22 protein-coding genes are annotated in these 21,088 nt (G+C 69.4%); 15 read left to right on the top strand and 7 right to left on the bottom strand.

What is annotated here, in order from left to right:
- Positions 1 to 816, top strand: coding sequence for an inositol monophosphatase family protein (locus BLU79_RS33330; protein WP_093909703.1), 816 nt, complete (start codon positions 1 to 3; stop codon positions 814 to 816).
- 71 nt (positions 817 to 887) lie between these two features.
- Here the strand turns inward: BLU79_RS33330 and BLU79_RS48405 are convergent, their stop codons facing one another.
- Complete coding sequence (locus tag BLU79_RS48405) at positions 888 to 1,052, bottom strand: hypothetical protein (protein WP_177001273.1); 165 nt, start codon at positions 1,050 to 1,052, stop codon at positions 888 to 890.
- 417 nt (positions 1,053 to 1,469) lie between these two features.
- Between BLU79_RS48405 and BLU79_RS33325 the strand changes: the two genes are divergently transcribed.
- From BLU79_RS33325 to BLU79_RS33310, 4 genes are all read left to right on the top strand, one after another.
- Positions 1,470 to 2,123 carry a response regulator transcription factor gene (locus tag BLU79_RS33325; protein WP_007385219.1) on the top strand — a complete coding sequence of 218 codons (654 nt, stop codon included), beginning with the start codon at positions 1,470 to 1,472 and terminating at the stop codon, positions 2,121 to 2,123.
- Positions 2,124 to 2,129: 6 nt separating this feature from the next.
- On the top strand, positions 2,130 to 3,374 hold the full coding sequence (locus tag BLU79_RS33320) for a sensor histidine kinase (RefSeq protein ID WP_093909702.1): 1,245 nt from the start codon (positions 2,130 to 2,132) through the stop codon (positions 3,372 to 3,374).
- A 405-nt stretch (positions 3,375 to 3,779) separates the two neighbouring features.
- Positions 3,780 to 4,076: a DUF4193 domain-containing protein gene (locus BLU79_RS33315; RefSeq protein WP_005481602.1), complete on the top strand. Its 297-nt coding sequence runs from the start codon at positions 3,780 to 3,782 to the stop codon at positions 4,074 to 4,076.
- A 13-nt stretch (positions 4,077 to 4,089) separates the two neighbouring features.
- The gene (locus BLU79_RS33310) at positions 4,090 to 5,016 is read left to right on the top strand and encodes a hypothetical protein (protein WP_093909701.1); all 927 of its coding nucleotides are present in this window, start codon (positions 4,090 to 4,092) and stop codon (positions 5,014 to 5,016) included.
- 103 nt (positions 5,017 to 5,119) lie between these two features.
- On the opposite strand, the gene BLU79_RS33305 is transcribed toward BLU79_RS33310, so the two are convergent.
- On the bottom strand, positions 5,120 to 5,581 hold the full coding sequence (locus tag BLU79_RS33305) for a DUF3093 domain-containing protein (RefSeq protein ID WP_093909700.1): 462 nt from the start codon (positions 5,579 to 5,581) through the stop codon (positions 5,120 to 5,122).
- Positions 5,582 to 5,639: 58 nt separating this feature from the next.
- Here BLU79_RS33305 and BLU79_RS33300 point away from each other — a divergent pair, with 58 nt between their 5' ends.
- From BLU79_RS33300 to BLU79_RS33265, 8 genes are all read left to right on the top strand, one after another.
- The gene (locus BLU79_RS33300) at positions 5,640 to 6,224 is read left to right on the top strand and encodes a PaaI family thioesterase (protein ID WP_093909699.1); all 585 of its coding nucleotides are present in this window, start codon (positions 5,640 to 5,642) and stop codon (positions 6,222 to 6,224) included.
- Positions 6,221 to 6,781 (top strand): dUTP diphosphatase, encoded by a 561-nt coding sequence (gene dut / locus BLU79_RS33295; RefSeq protein WP_093909698.1) that lies wholly within the window; start codon positions 6,221 to 6,223, stop codon positions 6,779 to 6,781. The genes BLU79_RS33300 and dut overlap by 4 nt, the downstream gene beginning before the upstream one ends.
- Before the next feature lies 1 nt (position 6,782).
- A complete protein-coding gene (locus tag BLU79_RS33290) occupies positions 6,783 to 7,541 on the top strand; it encodes a DUF3710 domain-containing protein (RefSeq protein WP_093909697.1) in 759 nt (252 codons plus the stop codon).
- Positions 7,542 to 7,713: 172 nt separating this feature from the next.
- The gene (locus BLU79_RS33285; RefSeq protein WP_093909696.1) at positions 7,714 to 8,880 is read left to right on the top strand and encodes an alginate lyase family protein; all 1,167 of its coding nucleotides are present in this window, start codon (positions 7,714 to 7,716) and stop codon (positions 8,878 to 8,880) included.
- Positions 8,881 to 9,018: 138 nt separating this feature from the next.
- The gene (locus tag BLU79_RS33280) at positions 9,019 to 11,607 is read left to right on the top strand and encodes a sensor histidine kinase (RefSeq protein WP_093909783.1); all 2,589 of its coding nucleotides are present in this window, start codon (positions 9,019 to 9,021) and stop codon (positions 11,605 to 11,607) included.
- Positions 11,604 to 12,287 carry a response regulator gene (locus BLU79_RS33275; RefSeq protein ID WP_093909695.1) on the top strand — a complete coding sequence of 228 codons (684 nt, stop codon included), beginning with the start codon at positions 11,604 to 11,606 and terminating at the stop codon, positions 12,285 to 12,287. The genes BLU79_RS33280 and BLU79_RS33275 overlap by 4 nt, the downstream gene beginning before the upstream one ends.
- Before the next feature lie 20 nt (positions 12,288 to 12,307).
- Positions 12,308 to 12,706, top strand: coding sequence for an OB-fold nucleic acid binding domain-containing protein (locus BLU79_RS33270; RefSeq protein ID WP_093747537.1), 399 nt, complete (start codon positions 12,308 to 12,310; stop codon positions 12,704 to 12,706).
- Between the two features lie 3 nt (positions 12,707 to 12,709).
- Positions 12,710 to 13,477 (top strand): DUF3159 domain-containing protein, encoded by a 768-nt coding sequence (locus tag BLU79_RS33265; RefSeq protein ID WP_093909694.1) that lies wholly within the window; start codon positions 12,710 to 12,712, stop codon positions 13,475 to 13,477.
- 94 nt (positions 13,478 to 13,571) lie between these two features.
- Here BLU79_RS33265 and BLU79_RS33260 read toward each other — a convergent pair whose 3' ends face one another.
- Positions 13,572 to 14,249, bottom strand: coding sequence for a potassium channel family protein (locus BLU79_RS33260; protein ID WP_093909693.1), 678 nt, complete (start codon positions 14,247 to 14,249; stop codon positions 13,572 to 13,574).
- On the bottom strand, positions 14,249 to 14,920 hold the full coding sequence (locus BLU79_RS33255) for a potassium channel family protein (protein WP_093909692.1): 672 nt from the start codon (positions 14,918 to 14,920) through the stop codon (positions 14,249 to 14,251). Before BLU79_RS33255 ends, BLU79_RS33260 begins: the two co-directional genes overlap by 1 nt.
- Positions 14,921 to 15,403: 483 nt before the next feature.
- Here BLU79_RS33255 and BLU79_RS33250 point away from each other — a divergent pair, with 483 nt between their 5' ends.
- Entirely contained in the window at positions 15,404 to 17,452 is a 2,049-nt protein-coding gene (locus BLU79_RS33250) for an APC family permease (protein WP_093909691.1), read from the top strand.
- 98 nt (positions 17,453 to 17,550) lie between these two features.
- Positions 17,551 to 18,879 (top strand): class I SAM-dependent RNA methyltransferase, encoded by a 1,329-nt coding sequence (locus tag BLU79_RS33245; protein ID WP_093909690.1) that lies wholly within the window; start codon positions 17,551 to 17,553, stop codon positions 18,877 to 18,879.
- A 206-nt stretch (positions 18,880 to 19,085) separates the two neighbouring features.
- Here BLU79_RS33245 and BLU79_RS49370 read toward each other — a convergent pair whose 3' ends face one another.
- The 3 genes from BLU79_RS49370 to BLU79_RS33230 form a co-directional block, all read right to left on the bottom strand.
- Positions 19,086 to 19,565 carry a hypothetical protein gene (locus tag BLU79_RS49370; protein WP_256333553.1) on the bottom strand — a complete coding sequence of 160 codons (480 nt, stop codon included), beginning with the start codon at positions 19,563 to 19,565 and terminating at the stop codon, positions 19,086 to 19,088.
- Positions 19,566 to 19,567: 2 nt separating this feature from the next.
- Positions 19,568 to 19,816 (bottom strand): nucleic acid-binding protein, encoded by a 249-nt coding sequence (locus tag BLU79_RS33235; RefSeq protein ID WP_256333552.1) that lies wholly within the window; start codon positions 19,814 to 19,816, stop codon positions 19,568 to 19,570.
- An 86-nt stretch (positions 19,817 to 19,902) separates the two neighbouring features.
- Positions 19,903 to 20,991: a peptidoglycan-binding domain-containing protein gene (locus BLU79_RS33230; protein WP_093909688.1), complete on the bottom strand. Its 1,089-nt coding sequence runs from the start codon at positions 20,989 to 20,991 to the stop codon at positions 19,903 to 19,905.
- Positions 20,992 to 21,088: the final 97 nt, after the last annotated feature.

The raw sequence follows: 21,088 nt of genomic DNA, 5'->3' as shown, positions 1-21,088 counted from the left end.
GTGACCGACGCCCTGCACACGGAACTGCTCGGACTGGCCCAGGAGGCAGCCCGTCGCGCGGGTGAGCTGCTGCGCGACGGCCGCCCGGCCGACCTGGCCGTCGCCGCGACCAAGTCGAGCCCGATCGACGTGGTCACGGAGATGGACATCGCGGCGGAGAAGCTGATCACCGACCTGATCTCCGAGCACCGCCCGGACGACGGCTTCCTCGGTGAGGAGGGCGCCTCCACCGAGGGCACGAGCGGCGTCCGCTGGGTGATCGACCCGCTCGACGGCACGGTGAACTACCTCTACGGACTGCCGACCTGGTCCGTCTCCATCGCCGCCGAGCAGGACGGCGAGGCGGTGGCCGGGGTCGTGGCGGCGCCGATGCGCGGTGAGACGTACCACGCGGTTCGTGGCGGCGGTGCCTGGGCCACGGGACCCTGGGACGGCGAACGCAGACTCAGCTGCCGCCCCACGGCACCCCTGGAGCAGGCCCTGGTCTCGACCGGCTTCAACTACGTCACCGAGGTCCGCACCCACCAGGCCGACGTGGCCCGCCGGCTCATCCCGCTGCTGCGCGACATCCGCCGGGGCGGCTCGGCCGCGATCGACCTGTGCGACCTCGCGGCAGGCCGCCTGGACGGCTACTTCGAGCGGGGACTGAACGCCTGGGACATGGCCGCGGGCGACCTGATCGCACGGGAAGCGGGCGCGCTCACGGGTGGACGCCCCGGAGAGCGCCCGTCCACCGACCTGGCGGTCGCGGCCACCCCGGGCGTCTTCGAGCCCCTCCAGCAGCTCCTGGAGGACTTCGGCGCCTGGCACGACTGAGCGCAAAAGAGCGGGGCCCCGGCGCTGGATTCACCGGGACCCCGCTGCAGTGCTTACACGCCGGTCAGACGCTAGACGCTGACTTCCACACCGTGCTCGGCGGCGAGGCGGCGCAGGTCGTCGAGCTCGCCCTGCTCCACCTCGACGAGGAAGTCGTCGCCCTCGTCACGAGCCCGCGTCAGGTCGGATTCGGTCGCCTTTATGCGCTGCAGAAGTCCTGCGGTGAATGCGTCCATGCTGCGCCCCCTCGTCCTGGGTCGTGGGTCGGTGGCACGGGGGTGTGCCGTTCGGAAGGGGCGATCACGTCTCCAGTAGATGCCCAGCGCTGCCCGTGCTGGGCGGCGACGGTGCCGGACACCCACAGCCACTCTGCGGAAAGCGGATTGCGCCGTACCGCATGGTGGTGCGGTACATGCAGAGAGTGATCGCGGGGTGTACAAGCCGTCCTCCCCCCGCTCCCTTCCGCGGAAACCTCAACCGGACGAGAAAATCTCGCATTCCCGGGCTTCACACCCGCCCTTCATTGCCCGCCCACCGTCTTACCGCCGACTTATGGCGGAAAAGGGCAGGATGGAGGCCAGAACCACACCGACAAGACCCTGCCCGCGCGCCGGACCAGCGCTACGCGGGTGGACACAGGAAGGACAAGCGACGTGCGCGTACTCGTCGTCGAGGACGAGCAACTGCTCGCCGATGCGGTGGCCACCGGACTGCGCCGGGAGGCCATGGCCGTCGACGTCGTGTACGACGGTGCGGCCGCCCTGGAACGCATCGGCGTCAACGACTATGACGTGGTCGTCCTCGACCGCGACCTCCCGCTGGTGCACGGCGACGACGTCTGCCGCAAGATCGTCGAACTCGGCATGCCCACCCGCGTGCTGATGCTCACGGCTTCCGGCGATGTCAGCGACCGTGTCGAAGGGCTCGAGATCGGCGCCGACGACTATCTGCCCAAGCCCTTCGCCTTCAGCGAGCTGACGGCACGTGTGCGTGCCCTCGGCCGCCGTACGAGCGTGCCCCTGCCGCCCGTCCTGGAGCGCGCCGGCATCAAGCTCGACCCGAACCGCCGCGAGGTCTTCCGCGACGGCAAGGAGGTGCAGCTCGCGCCCAAGGAGTTCGCCGTCCTGGAGGTGCTGATGCGCAGCGAGGGCGCGGTCGTCTCGGCCGAGCAACTCCTGGAGAAGGCCTGGGACGAGAACACCGACCCGTTCACCAACGTCGTCCGGGTCACTGTCATGACGCTGCGCCGCAAGCTGGGCGAGCCGCCGGTCATCGTCACCGTGCCCGGCTCCGGGTACCGGATCTGATCGACCATGGCAGCGACTCCCGCGCCTCCGCAGGCGCCCCCCAAGCCCACCTGGGACCCCCGGAGGGTGGAGCCCAACTTCCCATGGCTGCGCCCCACCATCCGGATAAGGCTCACCCTGCTGTACGGCGGCATGTTCCTGATCGCAGGCATCCTGCTGCTGTCGATCATCTATCTGCTGGCCGCGCAGGCGATCAACACGGGCAATGAACCCCTGTTCAAGATCGTGGACGGCAGGGAACTCCAGGTCAGTAGCGAGGACTGCCCCGCGATCAAGGCAGGCCTCACGATCTCCCAGTTCAACGAGGCGATCAGCAATTGCATCGACGACCAGCGCCGGATCGCGCTGGACGATCTCCTCAGCCGCTCTCTCCTCGCCCTCCTGGGCCTGGCGATCATCGCCTTCGCCTTCGGTTACGCCATGGCCGGCCGGGTCCTGTCGCCGCTCGGCCGGATCACCCGCACCGCGCGCGCCGTGGCGGGCTCGGACCTGTCCCGGCGTATCGAGCTGGACGGACCGGACGACGAGCTGAAGGAACTGGCCGACACCTTCGACGACATGCTGGAGCGATTGCAGCGGGCCTTCACCGCCCAGCAGCGCTTCGTCGGCAACGCCTCGCACGAACTGCGCACACCACTGGCGATCAACCGGACGCTTCTCGAGGTCCACTTGTCCGACCCGGGAGCGCCGGTGGAGCTCCAGCAACTCGGCAAGACGTTGCTGGCCACCAACGAGCGCAGCGAGCAGCTCGTCGAAGGCCTGCTGCTGCTCGCCCGCAGCGACAACCAGATCGTCGAGCGCAAACCGGTGGACCTCGCGGAGGTGGCCGAGCAGGCCGTCGACCAGGTGCACGCGGAGGCGGCGGCCAAGGGTGTGGTGATCCGCGGCGAACAGAAACCCGCGGTCGTCCAGGGCAACGGCGTGCTGCTGGAGCGGATCGCGCTCAACCTGGTGCAGAACGCCGTCCGGTACAACGTTCCGGAGGGCGGCTGGGTCGAGGTCACCACCGAGGTCCAGCACGGACAGGCGGTCCTGCTCGTGTCGAACACCGGGCCCGTGGTGCCGGCGTACGAGATCGACAACCTCTTCGAGCCGTTCAGGCGCCTGCGTACCGAGCGCACGGGCAGCGACAAGGGTGTCGGCCTGGGACTGTCCATCGTGCGGTCCGTGGCGCGGGCGCACGGCGGGCACATCTCGGCGCGGCCACGTGAGGGCGGAGGACTCGTGATGCGGGTCACCCTCCCGATCTGAGACCATGTGCGCCGACACATGCCGGGCGCACGGGGATGTTCGCTTTGCGCGGAATTTTCTGGGCAATCATCGAGCACCCCCGTGTGTGATCGATCACAAGGGCGAATTTCCGGCCATCTACTCTCCGTGATCATGTGGCCAGCCGGAAAGCCGGGAAAATCCGGGTTTTCGGGGGTCTTGATCACGGGAAGTACACGGTGAGACGCCTTTGAACTGCGGCATTAGGACCGTGTACGGTCCCGTTCGCCATCCAAGCCGATCACTCTTGAGGAGTCCGGTTGGGTGTCGATTGAGTAACAGACCTTGATGTGAGGCAAAATCTCCGCCTCGGGTCGGGCACAAGTCCGGCCTCTCACGCGTTACGTGCGCTGGAGACACCGCAGACACCCAGAGGGGGAGAGCGACATGGCAACGGATTACGACACCCCACGCAAGACCGACGACGACGTCGACTCGGACAGCCTTGAAGAGCTGAAGGCCAGGCGGAACGACAAGTCGACGTCCGCTGTGGACGTCGACGAGTTCGAGGCTGCCGAAGGCCTGGAGCTGCCCGGCGCGGACCTCTCGAACGAGGAGTTGGCCGTCCGGGTGCTGCCCAAGCAGCAGGACGAGTTCACCTGCATGAGCTGCTTCCTGGTGCACCACCGCAGCCAGCTGGCCCGGGAGAAGAACGGTCAGCCGATCTGCCGCGACTGCGACTGAGGTCGGGTCGGGCATGACTGGCTCGACCCCTCCTCGGAAGCGCCGCTTCCCCTTCAGGGAAGCGGACCCAGGGCCGTCCGACGGCCCGCACGGCGCGCGTGACGACGGGCGGGGCTCACCCGATGCGGGAGCCTCGCTCGAACCGATGTCCGGCCGGGCCGACCTCCAGGCGCAGGCGGAGGTGCCCGCGCCCGTCGTCAGGCGTAGGGGCGCGGTGATCCGGGAGAAGGCCCGGGAAGGCGTCCGTAAGGGCGGCAGCCGCGCCAGGGCGGGTCTCGGGTACCTGGCGGACCGGATCATCGAGAACGCCCCGCGTATCCCCGTACGCGACCTCGCGACGCTTCGCCGGCAGTTCCCGGGCCTCGGGCCCGAGCAGCTGGCGGACAAGCTGGTGGCGGGTGCGGCGAACGCGAGCTCGACGGTCGGCGCGGGAGTCGGCGCGGTGGCGATGCTGCCGGTGCCGCCCGCGATGCCGACGGAACTGGCCGCCGAGATCACGGGTGTGGCGGCGATCGAGCTGAAGCTGATCGCCGAGCTGCACGAGGTGTACGGCGTACGCCCGCCCGGCAATCTCAAGGACCGCAGCACCGCGTATCTGTCCTCGTGGTCCGAGGAGCGCGGAATCGACCCGAGGAAACCGGCGACGGTCAACGCCGCGCTCGGCGGGCAGATGAAGCGGGAGCTGCGTCAGCAGATCATGAAGCGGATGGTCCGGAACCTGCCGAACCTGATGCCCTTTCTGGTGGGCGCCGCCGTGGGAGCGGTCATGAACCGCCGGGACACCAAGAAACTCGCGGCGCGGATCCGCGCGGACCTGCGGAAGGTCCAGGTGCCGTGGGACGACTTGCCGCAGCTGCCCCCGCTGGAGCGCCCCGCACAACCGCTGGAGATGGGGGAGATCATGCGGCCGCGCAGACGCAAGGGACTCGGGGGCCGCTGAGATTCCGGCAGCCGAAAGGCCATGCGTTTTTAGTGGCGCGGCGAAGTTTTTGCGACCGGCAGGCCAAGTCTTGACCGGACCGGTGACGGCCCGTTCGGGTGTGCTAGAGCGACGCCTTCGCCGCCTTGATCGCCTCCGCCAGCCGCTCCGGCTCGCGGGTCGACAGGTACAGGTAGGGGGTCGGGTCCTCGGGGTCCGTGACCTCCACGCGCAGGGCCGTGGGGATGTATGCGCGCAGCAGGAGGAAAGCCCGGGTGTCGGCCTTGTGGGTGCGCCAGGCGCGGGCCTCCTCCGGGTCCAGGACATGCGCCTCGCCCAGCGCCCGTACCGGGATCTTCGCCTCGCCCGCGATCAGCGAGTCGCCCACCACACGGATGCGGAGCGAGCCGTACGAGCTGGCCACGACGGCCGCCGCGGCGGTGCCGCCGACCAGGCCGGCGATCATCGGCAGCGTGCCGAAGGGCAGGACGATCAGAGCCAGGGAGACCCCGGCCAGGAACGAGACCAGCCACCAGGAGCGGGGGGCGGTGAGACGTTCTTCGTACGGGGCGGCGGAGAGCTGCATGGAGCCAAGCTTGGCACGGTGTCCGGTTACGTCCGACGCGCGGGTAAGGTCTGCGGCTGTGAGAGGTACTTCCGCAGCTCTTAAGCCCCCGGCCGACGCCGTGAAACCCGTGCGGCACCCGGATGCTCCCGCGCCCGGAGAGCTTCTCGGGGCCCACTACGGCGAGTGTTTCGGCTGTGGCGGCGAGCAGCCCCACGGGCTGCATCTGGAGGCGCGGGCGGGGGACGGTGTCAGCCTCACCGCCGAGTTCACCGTGCAGCCCGCTCACCAGGGCGCACCCGGGCTCGCGCACGGCGGTGTGCTCGCGACCGCCCTCGACGAGACCCTCGGCTCGCTCAACTGGCTGCTGCGCACGATCGCCGTGACCGGGCGGCTGGAGACCGACTTCGTACGGCCGGTTCCGGTGGACACGGTGCTGTATCTGGAGGCCGAGGTGACGGCGGTGGCCGGCCGCAAGATCTACTCCTCCGCCACCGGGCGGATCGGCGGCCCCGACGGGCCCGTCGCCGTCCGCGCCGACGCCCTCTTCGTCGAGGTGAAGGTCGACCACTTCATCGACAACGGCCGCCCGGAGGAGATCCGGGCCGCCATGGACGACCCGGACCAGGTCCGGCGTGCCCGTGCCTTCGAGGTGAACCCGTGAGCCGAGAGCCCCGTCGAGAACTCGACGTGCTGATCCGCCGCGTCGACCCGGACGTACCGCTTCCGACGTACGCGCATCCCGGTGACGCAGGAGCCGATCTGCGCACCACCGAGAGCCGCGAACTCAAGCCGGGGGAGCGGGCCGTGCTGCCCACCGGGGTGTCTGTGGCGCTGCCGGAGGGGTACGCGGCCTTCGTGCACCCGCGCTCCGGTCTCGCCGCCCGCCTCGGTGTCGCCCTCGTGAATGCCCCGGGGACGGTTGATGCCGGGTACCGTGGGGAGATCAAGGTGATCGTGGTGAATCTCGACCCGTACGAGAGCGTGCGGTTCGAGCGCTTCGACCGGATTGCCCAACTGGTCGTCCAGCAAGTCGAGAGGGTTCGCTTCCAGGAGGTCGCGGAGCTTCCCGATTCGGTACGGGCCGAAGGGGGCTTCGGGTCCTCCGGTGGCCATGCCGCGGTGGGCGGCGCAAGCAGCACAAGCGGTCAGGCCGCCGACGGCGGCCGGGCGGGCGGGAATCGATACGCTTCGGTCGTATCCGACCGGGAAGGACAGTGACGTGTTCGGACGTCGCAAGAAGAAGGGTGCCGCCGAGGACGCGGCCGGCGAGCCCGAGCAGGTCGTCGACATCGACACCGAGGCGGACGACGACGGCACGCGCGAGCGCGTACGGCTCGAGCCGGAACCGCGGCCCGACGGGCCCTGGGACAGTTCAGAGGTCCGCGATCCCGGCGAGGGCCGGGTGGACCTGGGCGGCCTGCTCGTGCCGGGAGTCGACGGCATGGAACTGCGCGTCGAGGTCGCCGGCGACGCGATCGTCGCGGCGACCGTGGTGCTGCGTGACAGCGCCATTCAGCTGCAGGCCTTCGCCGCCCCCAAGCGCGAGGGCATCTGGGGCGAGGTGCGCGAGGAGATCGGCTCCGGCATCACCCAGCAGGGTGGCATCATCGACGAGGTCGAGGGGCCGCTGGGCTGGGAGCTGCGGGCCCAGGTGCCGGTACAGCTGCCGGACGGCACGGGTGGTTTCCAGGTCGTGCGGTTCGTCGGTGTGGACGGTCCCCGCTGGTTCCTGCGTGGTGTGATCTCGGGCCAGGGCGCGGTGCAGCCGCAGGCGGCCGGTCTGCTTGAGCAGATCTTCCGGGACACGGTCGTGCTCCGCGGCGAGGGTCCGATGGCTCCCCGCGACCCGATCGTCCTGCAGCTGCCGAACGACGCCCAGATGGTGCCCGAGGGCGTCCAGCAGGAGGAGGCCGGTTCGCGCTTCTCCGGTGGCATGGGCCAGCTCCAGCGCGGGCCGGAGATCACCGAGGTGCGCTGAGCTTCGTAGAGACAACCAGGGCCGTACCCCTCAGGGGTGCGGCCCTTTCTCATGCCTTTTCTCGTGTGTGAACTCTTGACGGTGCATTGGTCTGTACCTACTGTCTCCGGCCAACGCGTCTGTTCATAAAGGCGCTTCGCGTTCATATATGAGAACGGAAGGCCCCCCACGTATGCGCAGAACCGCACTCTTCGCCGCCTCGGCCGCCCTCGTCGCCGGTGTTCTCGCCTGGCCCGCCGACGCCGCGCCCACCACCTTCGTCCACCCCGGAGTCACCGTCTCCAAGGGCCAGTTGGACTTCACCCGTTCCAAGGTCGATGCCGGCGCCCAGCCCTGGAAGGGCGCCTTCGACCGGATGATGGCGAGCAAGTACGCCGATCTGAACCGCGCCCCCAAGCCCCGTGCGGTCGTCGAGTGCGGCTCGTACTCGAACCCCAACTACGGCTGCACCGACGAGCGCGAGGACGCGATAGCCGCCTACACGCAGGCCCTCGCCTGGTACATCACCCGGGACGAGCGGCACGCGAAGAAGGCCATCGAGCTGATGGACGCCTGGTCCGCGGTGATCAGGGACCACACCAACAGCAACGCGCCCCTGCAGACGGGCTGGGCCGGCTCCTCCTGGCCCAAGGCGGCCGAGATCATCAAGTACACGTACACCGGGAACTGGGCGAACTCCGGCCGGTTCGCCACCATGCTCCGCACCGTCTATCTGCCCGAGATCATCAACGGCTCCAACTCCAACGGCAACTGGGAGCTGTCGATGATGGAGGCCGCCGTCGGCATCTCGGTCTTCCTGGAGGACAAGGCGTCGTACGACAAGGCTATGGCGAAGTTCCGCACCCGCACCGCCGCCTACGTCTATCTGTCCTCCGACGGCGACCTGCCGAAGACCGTGCCGAGCCAGAACCTCGACACCCGCGAGAAGATCGTCAACTACTGGCAGGGGCAGTCCACCTTCGTCAACGGCCTCACTCAGGAGACCTGCCGCGATCTCACGCACACCGGATACGGCATCTCCGCGATCTCGCACGTGGCGGAGACCAGCAGGATCCAGGGGCAGGACCTGTACGGCACCGACGTCGGCGAGCGGCTGCGGCACGCGCTCGGGTTCCAGGCCAAGTACGAGCTCGGCGGGGCCGTGCCCAGCTGGCTGTGCCGGGGCTCGCTGAAGCTCGGGCTCGGTCCGATCACCGAGGTCGGGCACAACGCCCTGGCCAATCGTCTCGGCCATGCCATGACCAACACCGGGGCGCTGAACGAGCGCAACCGCCCGGCCGGCAGCAACAACCTCTTCGTGGCCTGGGAGACCCTCACCCACGGCGACAACCCCAGCTGAGGCGGGGTGGAGCGGCGGCGGGAGCGTCAGAGTTCTGTCAAAGACGGCCCCGCCGCCGTACCCGGCCCCATTTGTCGCGATTCTTGGTCGTAAGGTCGACGCTGCGTAGGCAGGAGTGACCGGAACACAATGGGGACCATGGGACGCGGCAAGCTTCGGATCTACCTCGGTGCGGCACCGGGCGTCGGCAAGACGTACGCGATGCTGTCCGAGGCGCACCGCCGTGCCGAGCGCGGCACCGACTGCGTGGTCGCCTTCGTGGAGCACCACGACCGGCCACGCACCGAGGTGATGCTCCACGGGCTGGAGCAGACACGGCGCCGGAAACTGGAGTACCGGGGGAGCGCCTTCACCGAGATGGACGTCGACGCCGTCCTGGCCCGGCGCCCGCAGGTGGCGCTCGTCGACGAGCTCGCCCACACCAACATCCCCGGCTCGCGCAACGCCAAGCGCTGGCAGGACGTGGAGGAACTCCTCGCCGCCGGGATCGACGTGATATCGACCGTCAACATCCAGCACCTGGAGTCGCTGGGCGACGTCGTCGAGTCCATCACCGGCGTACGGCAGCAGGAGACCGTGCCCGACGAGGTGGTGCGCCGGGCCGATCAGATCGAGCTTGTCGACATGTCGCCTCAGGCGCTGCGGCGGCGCATGGCGCACGGCAACATCTACAAGTCGGACAAGGTCGATGCGGCCCTGTCGAACTACTTCCGCCCGGGCAACCTCACCGCCCTGCGCGAGCTGGCGCTCCTGTGGGTCGCCGACCGGGTCGACGAGTACCTGAAGCAGTACCGCAGCGATCACCGGGTGTCGAAGATCTGGGGTTCGCGCGAGCGGATCGTGGTCGGGCTGACCGGCGGCCCGGAAGGGCGGACGCTGATCCGCCGGGCCGCCCGGCTGGCCGAGAAGGGTGCCGGCGGTGAGGTGCTCGCCGTCTACATCTCCCGCAGCGACGGCCTCACCTCCGCCTCACCCAAGGAACTGGCCGTCCAGCGCACCCTCGTCGAGGACCTCGGCGGAACCTTCCACCACGTCGTCGGTGACGACATCCCGGCGGCGCTGCTGGACTTCGCACGCGGTGCCAACGCCACCCAGATAGTGCTCGGCTCCTCCCGCCGCAAGAGCTGGCAGTACGTCCTCGGACCGGGCGTGGGCGTCACGGTCGCCCGGGAGTCGGGCCCCGACCTCGACGTGCACATCGTCACGCACGGGGAGATCGCCAAGGGGCGCGGACTGCCCGTGGCCAGAGGGGCGCGCCTTGGCCGGTCCCGGATTCTGTGGGGCTGGCTCGTCGGCGTCGGCGGCCCGGTGCTGCTCACCCTGCTGCTGACCCACGTCGACGCCGATCTCGGGCTCGCGAACGACATGCTGCTGTTCCTGACCCTGACGGTGGCGGCGGCCCTGCTCGGCGGGCTCCTTCCCGCACTGGCCGCGGCGGCGGTCGGCTCGCTGCTGCTCAACTGGTACTTCACCGCACCGGTGCACCACCTCACGATCGCCGACCCGAAGAACCTCCTCGCGCTGGTGATCTTCCTGTTCGTGGCGGTGGCGGTCGCCTCCGTGGTCGACGTCGCCGCCCGCCGCACCCAGCAGGCGGCCCGGCTGCGCGCCGAGTCGGAGATCCTCTCCTTCCTCGCGGGCAACGTGCTACGCGGCGAGACCGGCCTGGAGGAGCTGCTGGAACGCGTCCGGGAGACCTTCGGCATGGAGTCGGCGGCCCTGCTGGAGCGGGCGAGCGACGTGGACCCGTGGACCTGCGCGGGCCGGGTCGGCCTGGGACGCGAGCTCGCGCGTCCGGAGGAGGCGGACGTCGATGTACCGGTCGGCGACCACATGGCCCTCGCGCTGACCGGCCGGGTGCTGCCCGCCGAGGACCGCCGGGTGCTCGCCGCCTTCGCCGCGCAGTCCGCCGTCGTCCTCGACCGCCAGCGGCTGCAACGGGAGGCCGGCCAGGCCAAGGAACTGGCCGAGGGCAACCGCATCCGCACGGCCCTGCTGGCCGCCGTAAGCCACGACCTCCGTACCCCTCTCGCGAGCATCAAGGCGTCGGTCTCCTCCCTGCGGTCCGACGACGTGGCCTGGTCCGAGGAGGACGAGGCGGAGCTGCTGGAGGGCATCGAGGAGGGCGCAGACCGGCTCGACCACCTCGTGGGGAACCTCCTCGACATGTCCCGGCTGCAGACCGGCACGGTCACGCCTCTCATCCGCGACATCGACCTCGACGAGGTGGTGCCGATGGCGCTGGGCGGGGTGCCGGAGGACAGCGTGGAGCTGGACATTCCGGAGACGCTGCCCATGGTCGCCGTGGACCCGGGACTGCTGGAGCGGTCGGTGGCCAACCTGGTCGAGAACGCCGTCAAGTACAGCCCGGACGACAGCACCGTCCTCGTCTCCGCGAGCGCCATCGCCGACCGGGTCGAGGTTCGGGTCGTGGACCGCGGGCCGGGCGTACCCGACGAGGCGAAGGAACGCATCTTCGCGCCCTTCCAGCGCTACGGTGACGCCCCGCGCGGCGCCGGAGTGGGCCTCGGACTCGCGGTGGCGCGCGGCTTCGCCGAGACCAACGGCGGCACGCTCAACGCCGAGGACACACCCGGAGGCGGCCTCACCATGGTGCTGACCCTTCGGGCGGCGGCATCGCCCTGCGGGGAACCCGGCCCCTTCGACCGGCCTCTTCACTCCGACGAGTTCTCGCAATCCGTACGACCCGAAAGGCAGACCACATGACCCGGGTGCTGGTGATCGACGACGAGCCGCAGATCGTGCGCGCCCTCGTGATCAACCTCAAGGCCCGCAAGTACGAGGTCGACGCGGCCCACGACGGGGCCACCGCCCTCGAACTCGCCGCCGCCCGCCACCCCGATGTGGTCGTCCTCGACCTCGGCCTGCCCGACATGGACGGCGTCGAGGTGATCCGGGGGCTGCGCGGCTGGACCCGGGTGCCGATCCTGGTGCTGTCCGCCCGGCACTCCTCCGACGAGAAGGTCGAGGCGCTGGACGCCGGCGCCGACGACTACGTCACCAAGCCCTTCGGCATGGACGAGCTGCTGGCCCGGCTGCGGGCCGCCGTCCGCCGGGCCGAACCCACCGGGGGCGGCGAGGACGACGTGATGGTGGAGACCGAGGAGTTCACCGTCGACCTGGCCGCGAAGAAGGTCAACCGGGGCGGGAAGGACGTCCGGCTGACACCTACCGAATGGCATCTGCTGGAGGTGCTCGTCCGCAATACGGGGCGTCTCGTCAGCCAGCGGCAGTTGCTGCAGGAGGTGTGGGGTCCGTCGTACGGGACGGAGACGAACTATCTGCGGGTCTACATGGCCCAGCTGCGCAGAAAGCTGGAGGCGGACCCGTCGCACCCGAAGCACTTCATCACGGAGCCGGGGATGGGCTATCGGTTCGAGAAGTGATGCCCGGTAGGCTTCAAGGCATGAGTGCTGTTCCTCGTTCCGAAAAGTCGGTGGGCCGGTTCCGGCGCATGCTAGACCGGCTCTCCTCGTCGCAGGAGGACCTGGAGTCCGAGGAGCTGCGCGAAGACGCCGAGACGGCCGGCTGTACCAAGATCGGTGACTGCCGTGACCGACAGATAGTGACGGTTACTGGTACCTTGCGCACGGTCACCCTGCGGCCGCGTGCGGGAGTGCCGGCCCTGGAGGCCGAGCTGTTCGACGGCTCCGCCGCCCTCGACGTGGTGTGGCTCGGCAGGCGCTCCATCGTCGGCATAGAGCCGGGGCGCCGACTGATCGCATCGGGCCGGATCTCCATGAGCCGGGGCCGCCGGGTGCTGTTCAACCCGAAATACGAACTGAGACCCCTCGGACGGGAGTAGCCGGTGACGTCGCTCGACAAGCCGACTGAAGACACCACCGCAGACGCCGAGCGCGATGCCCGGGCGGTGACCGAGGCCGCGCTGTTCGAGGCCTTCGGCGGCCTGCGCGGCATGATCGAGACGGTGCTGCCCGGTCTGCTCTTCGTCACCATCTACACGATCAACAAGGATCTGCACCTGTCGGCCATCGCCGCGCTCGGGGTGTCCCTGTTGCTCGTGGTGGTGCGCCTGGTCATGCGGGACACCGTCAAGCACGCGTTCAGCGGTGTCTTCGGCGTCGCCTTCGGTGTCGTGTTCGCGATGATGACCGGCAACGCGAAGGACTTCTACCTGCCCGGCATGCTCTACACGCTGGGGCTGGGGCTCGCGTACATCATCACGACCCTCTGCGGGGTACCGCTGATCGGCCTGATCCTCGGGCCGGTGTTCAAGGAGAACCTCTCCTGGCGCACGCGCAATCCGGGCCGCAAGAAGGCGTACGCGAAGGCCAGTTACGCATGGGGCCTGATCCTGCTCGCCAAGTGCGCGATCCTCTTCCCGCTGTACTGGTGGGCCGACACCACCCAGTTCGGCTGGGTCCTGGTCACCCTGAAGATCCCGCCGTTCCTGCTGGCCGTGTGGCTGACGTGGGTGTTCCTGGCGAAGGCGCCGGCTCCCATCGACGTGTTCGCGGAGATGGAGGCGGAGGAGAAGGCCGAGGAAGAGCGCAAGGCGGCGCTGGCCGCGGAGCGCGAGGAGGCCGCGGGCGCCCGGCACCGCCGAGAGGCCTAGATTCCCGTACGACGACGGAGGGCGCCCCGCACACGCGGGGCGCCCTCCGTCGTCGTACCCCCTGAAGGGCTTGGCGTCGTACTCCCCGAAGGGCTCAGCCCGCCGTGTCCTCGCGCCGCACCGACAGCAGGTCCTCCAGCTGCTCCTCGCGGGCCTGGGCGGCCACGAACAGCAGCTCGTCGCCCGCTTCCAGGGAGTCCTCGCGGGACGGGGTGAGGACGCGGGTGCCGCGGATGATCGTCACCAGGGACGTGTCCTCCGGCCACTCCACGTCACCGACCGTGGTGCCGGCCAGGGCCGACTCCTCCGGCAGGGTCAGCTCGACGAGGTTGGCGTCGCCGTGGCTGAAGCGCAGCAGGCGGACCAGGTCGCCCACGCTCACCGCCTCCTCGACCAGGGCCGACATCAGGCGGGGGGTGGAGACCGCCACGTCCACGCCCCAGGACTCGTTGAAGAGCCACTCGTTCTTGGGGTTGTTCACGCGGGCCACGACGCGCGGGACGCCGTACTCCGTCTTCGCCAGCAGGGACACGACCAGGTTGACCTTGTCGTCGCCCGTCGCGGCGATCACCACGTTGCAGCGCTGCAGGGCCGCCTCGTCCAGCGACGTGATCTCGCAGGCGTCGGCCAGCAGCCACTCCGCCTGCGGGACGCGCTCGACCGAGATGGCGGTCGGCGCCTTGTCGACGAGCAGGACCTCGTGGCCGTTCTCCAGCAGTTCGCCCGCGATGGAGCGACCCACCGCACCGGCACCGGCAATGGCGACCCTCATCAGTGACCGCCCTCCTCTTCGGGACCCTTGGCGAAGGACGCCTCGACCTTGTCGACCTCGTCGGTGCGCATCATGACGTGCACCAGGTCGCCCTCCTGCAACACCGTCTGCGAGGTGGGCAGGATCGCCTCGCCGAGCCGGGTGACGAACGCCACGCGGACGCCCGTCTCCTCCTGAAGCCTGCTGATCTTGTGGCCCACCCACTCGGTGGACGCGTGCACCTCGGCGAGCTGGACGCCACCGGTGGGATCCCGCCACAGTGGCTCGGCACCCGAGGGCAGCAGACGGCGCAGCATCTGGTCGGCCGTCCAGCGGACCGTGGCCACGGTGGGGATGCCCAGGCGCTGGTAGACCTCGGCGCGGCGGGGGTCGTAGATACGGGCCGCGACGTTCTCCACGCCGAACATCTCGCGGGCCACGCGCGCGGAGATGATGTTCGAGTTGTCACCGCTGGAGACGGCGGCAAAGGCGCCCGCCTCCTCGATGCCCGCCTCGCGCAGGGTGTCCTGGTCGAAGCCGACGCCGGTGACCCGACGGCCCCCGAAGCCGGGGCCCAGCCGGCGGAACGCGGTGGGGTCCTGGTCGATCACCGCGACCGTGTGCCCTTGTTGCTCCAGGGTCTGCGCCAGAGCGGAGCCCACCCTTCCGCAACCCATGATGACGATGTGCACGGCGCTTACCCCGCACTCCTCGTGAGGCGTCTGACTTGCGTGAACGTGGTGCTCATATCCTTCTCTCGGTTCGCCGGGCAACAGGCGCGGGCCGGTCGCGGACCGCTGGGCAACATCATGCCGGGGAATTCCGCGGATGATCCCTCGCGGTTCGGATCGTGGGCTCGCCTATGCCTCGGTCCACCGTAACGTTCGGCCCGCCGTGTCCCGTACGAGCCCTCAACGGCGGTTGAAGCTGCGCAGACTGGCCAGTACCAGGCCGCCGAGTCCGGCGAGCGAGACGAGGGCTCCGACGAGCTGAGCGGTCGTCTGCGACATGAGGTCTCCCGGATGTGATGAGCGTACCGACGCACGTCATGGAGGCACGCGCGCGCCGTCCGGACCGGTGCCCGGCGCGAGCGCGGCACGGAATTCACCCCCGCGCCTCGCGCGATTTCACCCGGATGTGCTCCGCTCCAGGCAGGGGGCCTACGATTCACTGTTGTGTCCAAACTGACCGACGTGCCCAAACGGATTCTGATCGGGCGCGCGCTGCGCAGTGACCGGCTCGCGGAAACGCTCCTGCCGAAGCGCATCGCACTCCCCGTCTTCGCCTCCGACCCGCTGTCCTCCGTGGCGTACGCGCCCGGAGAGGTACTGCTGGTCCTCTCCATCGCGGGCGTGTCGGCGTACCACTTCAGCCCCTGGATCGCGGTCGCGGTCGTCGTGCTGATGTTCACGGTCGTCGCCTCCTACCGGCAGAACGTGCACGCCTATCCGAGCGGCGGCGGCGACTACGAGGTGGCCACCACCAACCTCGGCCCCAAGGCGGGCCTGACGGTCGCGAGCGCCCTGCTCGTCGACTACGTCCTGACCGTCGCCGTCTCCATCTCCTCCGGTATCGAGAACCTCGGCTCCGCGATCCCGTTCGTCGTCGAGCACAAGGTCGAGTGCGCGGTCGGTGTGATCGTGCTGCTGACGCTGATGAACCTGCGCGGCGTCAAGGAGTCCGGCAACCTCTTCGCGATCCCGACGTACGTCTTCGTCGCGGGCGTCTTCATCATGATCGCGTGGGGCGCGTTCCGCGGGCTGGTCCTGGACGACACCATGCGGGCGCCCACGGCGTCGTACGAGATCAAGGCGGAGCACGAGGGCCTCGCCGGCTTCGCGCTGGTCTTCCTGCTCCTGCGCGCCTTCTCCTCCGGCTGTGCCGCGCTCACAGGTGTCGAGGCGATCTCCAACGGTGTCCCGGCCTTCCGCAAGCCCAAGTCGAAGAACGCCGCGACCACGCTCGCGATGATGGGCCTGCTGGCCGTCACCATGTTCTGCGGCATCATCGGGCTCGCCATGGTGACCAAGGTCCGCATGGCCGAGAACCCGGCCGTCGACCTGCTGAAGGACGGTGTCGCGGTCGGCGCGGACTACGTCCAGAACCCGGTGATCACCCAGGTCGCCGAGGCCGTCTTCGGCAAGGGCAGCTTCTTCTTCCTGGTACTCGCCGCGGCCACCGCGCTGGTGCTGTTCCTGGCGGCCAACACCGCCTACAACGGCTTCCCGGTGCTCGGCTCGATCCTCGCCCAGGACCGCTACCTCCCGCGCCAGCTGCACACCCGAGGCGACCGCCTGGCCTTCTCCAACGGCATCGTGCTCCTGGCGGGCGCGGCCATCCTGCTGGTGTGGATCTACGGCGCCGACTCCACCCGCCTGATCCAGCTGTACATCGTCGGCGTGTTCGTGTCCTTCACGCTCAGCCAGACCGGCATGGTCCGCCACTGGAACCGCCACCTGGCGACGGAGACGGACCCGGCCAAGCGCCGCCACATGATCCGCTCCCGCGCGATCAACACCTTCGGCGCCTTCTTCACCGGGCTGGTCCTGGTCGTCGTCCTCGTCACCAAGTTCACGCACGGCGCGTGGGTCGCCCTGCTCGGCATGGTGATCTTCTACGTGACGATGACGGCCATCCGCCGCCACTACGACCACGTCTCCGAGGAACTCGCCGCCCCCGAGGGCCCGAGCGACGACAGCGTACGGCCGTCCCGCGTGCACTCCGTCGTCCTGATCTCCAAGATCCACCGCCCCGCCCTGCGGGCCCTGGCCTACGCCAAGCTGCTGCGCTCGGACACCCTGGAGGCGCTCAGCGTCAACGTGGACCCGGCGGAGACCAAGGCGCTGCGCGAGGAGTGGGAGCGGCGCGGCATCGACGTACCGCTGAAGGTGCTCGACTCGCCGTACCGCGAGATCACGCGGCCGATCATCGAGTACGTGAAGGGGCTGCGCAAGGAGTCCCCGCGCGACGCCGTGTCGGTGATCATCCCCGAGTACGTGGTCGGCCACTGGTATGAGCATCTGCTGCACAACCAGAGCGCGCTGCGGCTGAAGGGCCGGCTGCTGTTCACGCCCGGCATCATGGTCACCTCGGTGCCCTACCAGCTCCAGTCCTCGGAGGCCGCGAAGGTCCGCGCCCGCAAGCGCGGGGAGTGGAACGCGCCGGGCGCGGTGCGACGGGGGCCGGCGCAGGAGCGGGCCAAGGAGACCGAAGCCCGGAAATGACGGGGGTCGGGAGCACGTAGACTGGTGGGCTGTTGTCAGGCCCTCCGGAGACCTCTGGTGAGGGCCGCGCCCCCCTCTCGATCTGGAGTCACCCCACCATGCAGGCAGAAGAGAAGAAGTCGCTGGTGGGGGAGGAGTACGAGGTCGAGATCGGCCCCGTCGCCCACGGTGGGCACTGCATCGCCCGCACCGACGAGGGCCAGGTGCTGTTCGTCCGGCACACGCTGCCCGGTGAGCGGGTCGTGGCCCGGGTGACCGAGGGCGAGGAGGGCGACCGCTTCCTGCGGGCGGACGCGGTGACGGTCCTGTCGCCGTCCAAGGACCGCATCGAGGCGCCCTGCCCCTACGCCGGCCCCGGCCGCTGCGGCGGCTGCGACTGGCAGCACGCCAAGCCGGGGGCGCAGCGCCGGATGAAGGGCGAGGTCATCGTCGAGCAGCTCCAGCGGCTTGCGGGGCTCTCGCCGGAGGACGTCGGCTGGGACGGCACGGTGATGCCGGCCGAGGGTGACAAGCTGCCGGCCGGGCAGGTGCCGCAGTGGCGGACGCGGGTGCAGTACGCGGTCGACGCGGACGGCCGTGCGGGTCTGCGTCGGCACCGCTCGCACGAGGTGGAGCCGGTCGACCACTGCATGATCGCCGCCGAGGGTGTCAGCGAACTAGGCATCGAGAAGCGGGACTGGACGGGCATGGCCTCGGTGGAGGCGATCGCTGCGACGGGATCACAGGACCGACAGGTGATCCTGACGCCCCGGCCGGGCGCCCGCCTCCCGATCGTCGAGCTGGACCGGCCGGTGTCGGTGATGCGCATCGGCGAGAAGGACGGCGGGACCCACCGCGTCCACGGCCGCCCCTTCGTCCGCGAGCGCGCGGACGGCCGTACCCACCGGGTCGGCAGCGGCGGCTTCTGGCAGGTCCACCCGAAGGCCGCGGACACCCTGGTGACGGCGGTCATGCAGGGCCTGCTGCCCCGCAAGGGCGAGATGGCGCTCGACCTCTACTGCGGCGTGGGTCTCTTCGCCGGCGCCCTGGCCGACCGTCTCGGCGAGAAGGGCGCGGTCCTCGGCATCGAGTCCGGCAAGCGCGCGGTCGAGGACGCCCGCCACAACCTCGCCGCCTTCGACCGGGTACGGATCGAACAGGGCAAGGTGGAGGCGGTTCTGCCGCGCACCGGGATCACCGAGGTGGACCTGATCGTGCTGGATCCGCCGCGGGCGGGGGCGGGGCGGGGGACGGTGGCGCAGTTGGCGGCGCTGGGGGCGCGGAGGATTGCGTATGTCGCTTGCGATCCGGCGGCGTTGGCGCGGGATTTGGGGTATTTCCGGGAGGGGGGGTATCGGGTGCGGATGTTGCGGGCGTTTGATTTGTTTCCGATGACGCACCACGTTGAGTGCGTGGCGATCCTTGAGCCTGCGGCAAAGGGCGCCTGACCTGCAGGTTCGGGTGATGTGCGTTAGGTGCGCTGTGGGCGTTATGGGCGATATCTTGACGCACGGTTGACGCACGTTTGACGCACGCGGCGCATGTTTGACGCACGTTTGACGCACGTTCTGACGTGTCATCAGGTCTCTTGGGTGCAGGTCAGTAGCTCGCGAAGGCTGGGATCTGACTGAGGGCTTACCGAAACCTTGCCGAGTCAGTAGGAGTGGGGGCCGTGCGGGCTCCAGCGGCGGAGGAAGGGCCGCAGGTCGTCAGGGCGGGGTTCTGGGACGTCGGGTAGCTGGGGACTCGTGTTCAGAGGGTTGAGGCGCTCGAGATGGGCGTCGGCGAACTCGAGCCATGCCTCGGCTGTGCTCTTCTCCTGGCCGGGCGGCAGAGCTTCTCCTTGGGCTCGGGCGGGGACGCATTCGGCCAGCCGGGTCGCGTGGTGCCACGCTTCCGCCTGGGTTTCGAGGTGCTTCACGCGGTATGCCTCGGCGTAGTCGATGCGAGCCTGCTGCATCGCGGCTTCCCAGCGCAGTCGCTGCTGTCGGGCCGCTTCCAGGTCTGCCAGTCGCTTGCCTTTGGCGGCTTCTCCGCGGAGGGTCACTTCCTGTGTGATCTCGGTGAGTTGGTCTTCGAGGGGGCGGTCGAGGGGTGTCGGCCCATTCGGTGGCTCGGGCGGCGTGTCCGCCACGGCTACGTCGCCTCCTGGCCCTCACCGTCCTCGGTGCCGAGGGCGTGCTTGAGCTTGGAGCGGGCATCGGGCCGCTCGGGTCCATCGACCTCGCTCCAGAACGCGTGCGTGACGATCGCGCCGACGAGTTCGCGTGCGCACTTCCGCAGTACCGCGACCTCCTTCTGCTCCTGCTCCGACCAGATGGGCGAGTCGGCGAACGAGCGTGCCGTGCCCAGCCAGTAGCCCTCGGGACGCTGCCACGCTTCCATCGGCTCCACGGATGTACAGCGACGGCTCCATCCCGCTGTGGGCGCAGTGGGAAGGAGCCGTCGGTCGGCCGCCGGGACCGCTCGTGTCAGCGGGTGCCGAGCAGGGTGCGCCAGGTCTCCGGGCCGAGGACGCCGTCGACCTGCAAGTGGTGGTTCTCCTGGAAGGCGACCGCCGCCGACTTCGTGTTCGAGCCGAACGCGCCGTCGACCGCGAGGCCGTAGCCGTAGACGTTCAGCTGCGTCTGCGCTGCCTTCACCGCCTGGCCGGACGAGCCGTACTGCACCGTCTCGATCAGCTTGGACCAGGTGTTCGGGCCGATGACGCCGTCAGCGGCCAGGGACCGGGACTCCTGGAACTGGATCACCGCGGAGCGGGTCTTCGGGCCGAAGATGCCGTCGGCCTCGACCGTGTAGCCCCGCGCGGTCAGCAGCTGCTGGGCGGACCGCACGTCCGCACCCTTGGAGCCGCTCTGGAGAATCGGCCAGGAGACACCCGGGGACGGGAGCTGCCCGCCGCCACCGCCATCACCCAGCTTGACCGGGCGGAAGGGGTCATAGTTGTCACTGCCGATCCCGTACCTGAGCTGCCGGTGGGTCGTGCCGTACGTACCGCGCTGTTCGTACGCCCAGTAGGCGCTGTGCGACGTGTCGGCCCACTTCTCGAAGATCACCACGTGACGGAAATCGCCGTCAGTGGTGCTGTAGTCGATCAGCAGGTCACCCTTCTTGAGCTGACTCACGCTGCTGAGCCGCGTGGTGACGCGCGAGTCGGCCAGCCCGACGGTGTTCAGGCCGGGCTGCCCCAGCCCGAGCGCCATGGAGACATAGCCGGAGCAGTCCTGGCGGTAGCCGTCCTTCCAAGTGCGCTCCATGCTGTAGGGGACCGGGCCTCCGTTGTCTGCCGTGAGCCAGGTACGGGCCCGGTTGATCATCGTGTCGCCCGAGAGCGTGGACGTGGCCATGGTCGACAGCTCGCTGACCTGGGTGACGAGCTTGCTGTCGGCCTCGGGCTCGGGCCCGTAGTCGGTCTCCTTCTGGGCGGCGACCGTCGCCAGCTCCGAGGAGTCGCTGTCGGCGAGCGACGGTACGACGGCGATTGCGGCCGCGACACCTCCGGCGGCGACGCCTATGAGAGTGACCCGCGCGCGGCGCGTGAGTCGGCTGCGAAGAGACATGATTCCCCGTATTCCTTTTGTTGTGGCACGCCGAGCCGAGTGGGCCGACCAGGGCTTGGAATGCTTGTCGTCAGCGGATCTTCACTTGCAGGAGTGA

The sequence above is a fragment of the Streptomyces sp. cf386 genome, from assembly GCF_900103585.1.
Classification (GTDB): domain Bacteria; phylum Actinomycetota; class Actinomycetes; order Streptomycetales; family Streptomycetaceae; genus Streptomyces.
The sequence above is the reverse complement of the archived record's forward strand: the minus strand, read 5'-3'. Positions and strand labels throughout refer to the sequence as shown.

Excerpts from the sequence above, each read along its gene's own strand:
- BLU79_RS33310 (WP_093909701.1), top strand. The coding sequence starts at position 4,090 with ATGACTGGCTCGACCCCTCCTCGGAAGCGCCGCTTCCCCTTCAGGGAA.
- BLU79_RS33320 (WP_093909702.1), top strand. The coding sequence starts at position 2,130 with ATGGCAGCGACTCCCGCGCCTCCGCAGGCGCCCCCCAAGCCCACCTGG.
- BLU79_RS33275 (WP_093909695.1), top strand. The coding sequence starts at position 11,604 with ATGACCCGGGTGCTGGTGATCGACGACGAGCCGCAGATCGTGCGCGCC.
- BLU79_RS33315 (WP_005481602.1), top strand. The coding sequence starts at position 3,780 with ATGGCAACGGATTACGACACCCCACGCAAGACCGACGACGACGTCGAC.
- BLU79_RS33235 (WP_256333552.1), bottom strand. The coding sequence starts at position 19,816 with ATGGAAGCGTGGCAGCGTCCCGAGGGCTACTGGCTGGGCACGGCACGC.
- BLU79_RS33305 (WP_093909700.1), bottom strand. The coding sequence starts at position 5,581 with ATGCAGCTCTCCGCCGCCCCGTACGAAGAACGTCTCACCGCCCCCCGC.
- BLU79_RS48405 (WP_177001273.1), bottom strand. The coding sequence starts at position 1,052 with ATGGACGCATTCACCGCAGGACTTCTGCAGCGCATAAAGGCGACCGAA.
- BLU79_RS33285 (WP_093909696.1), top strand. The coding sequence starts at position 7,714 with ATGCGCAGAACCGCACTCTTCGCCGCCTCGGCCGCCCTCGTCGCCGGT.
- BLU79_RS33270 (WP_093747537.1), top strand. The coding sequence starts at position 12,308 with ATGAGTGCTGTTCCTCGTTCCGAAAAGTCGGTGGGCCGGTTCCGGCGC.
- BLU79_RS33280 (WP_093909783.1), top strand. The coding sequence starts at position 9,019 with ATGGGACGCGGCAAGCTTCGGATCTACCTCGGTGCGGCACCGGGCGTC.
- BLU79_RS33230 (WP_093909688.1), bottom strand. The coding sequence starts at position 20,991 with ATGTCTCTTCGCAGCCGACTCACGCGCCGCGCGCGGGTCACTCTCATA.
- BLU79_RS33260 (WP_093909693.1), bottom strand. The coding sequence starts at position 14,249 with ATGAGGGTCGCCATTGCCGGTGCCGGTGCGGTGGGTCGCTCCATCGCG.
- BLU79_RS33245 (WP_093909690.1), top strand. The coding sequence starts at position 17,551 with ATGCAGGCAGAAGAGAAGAAGTCGCTGGTGGGGGAGGAGTACGAGGTC.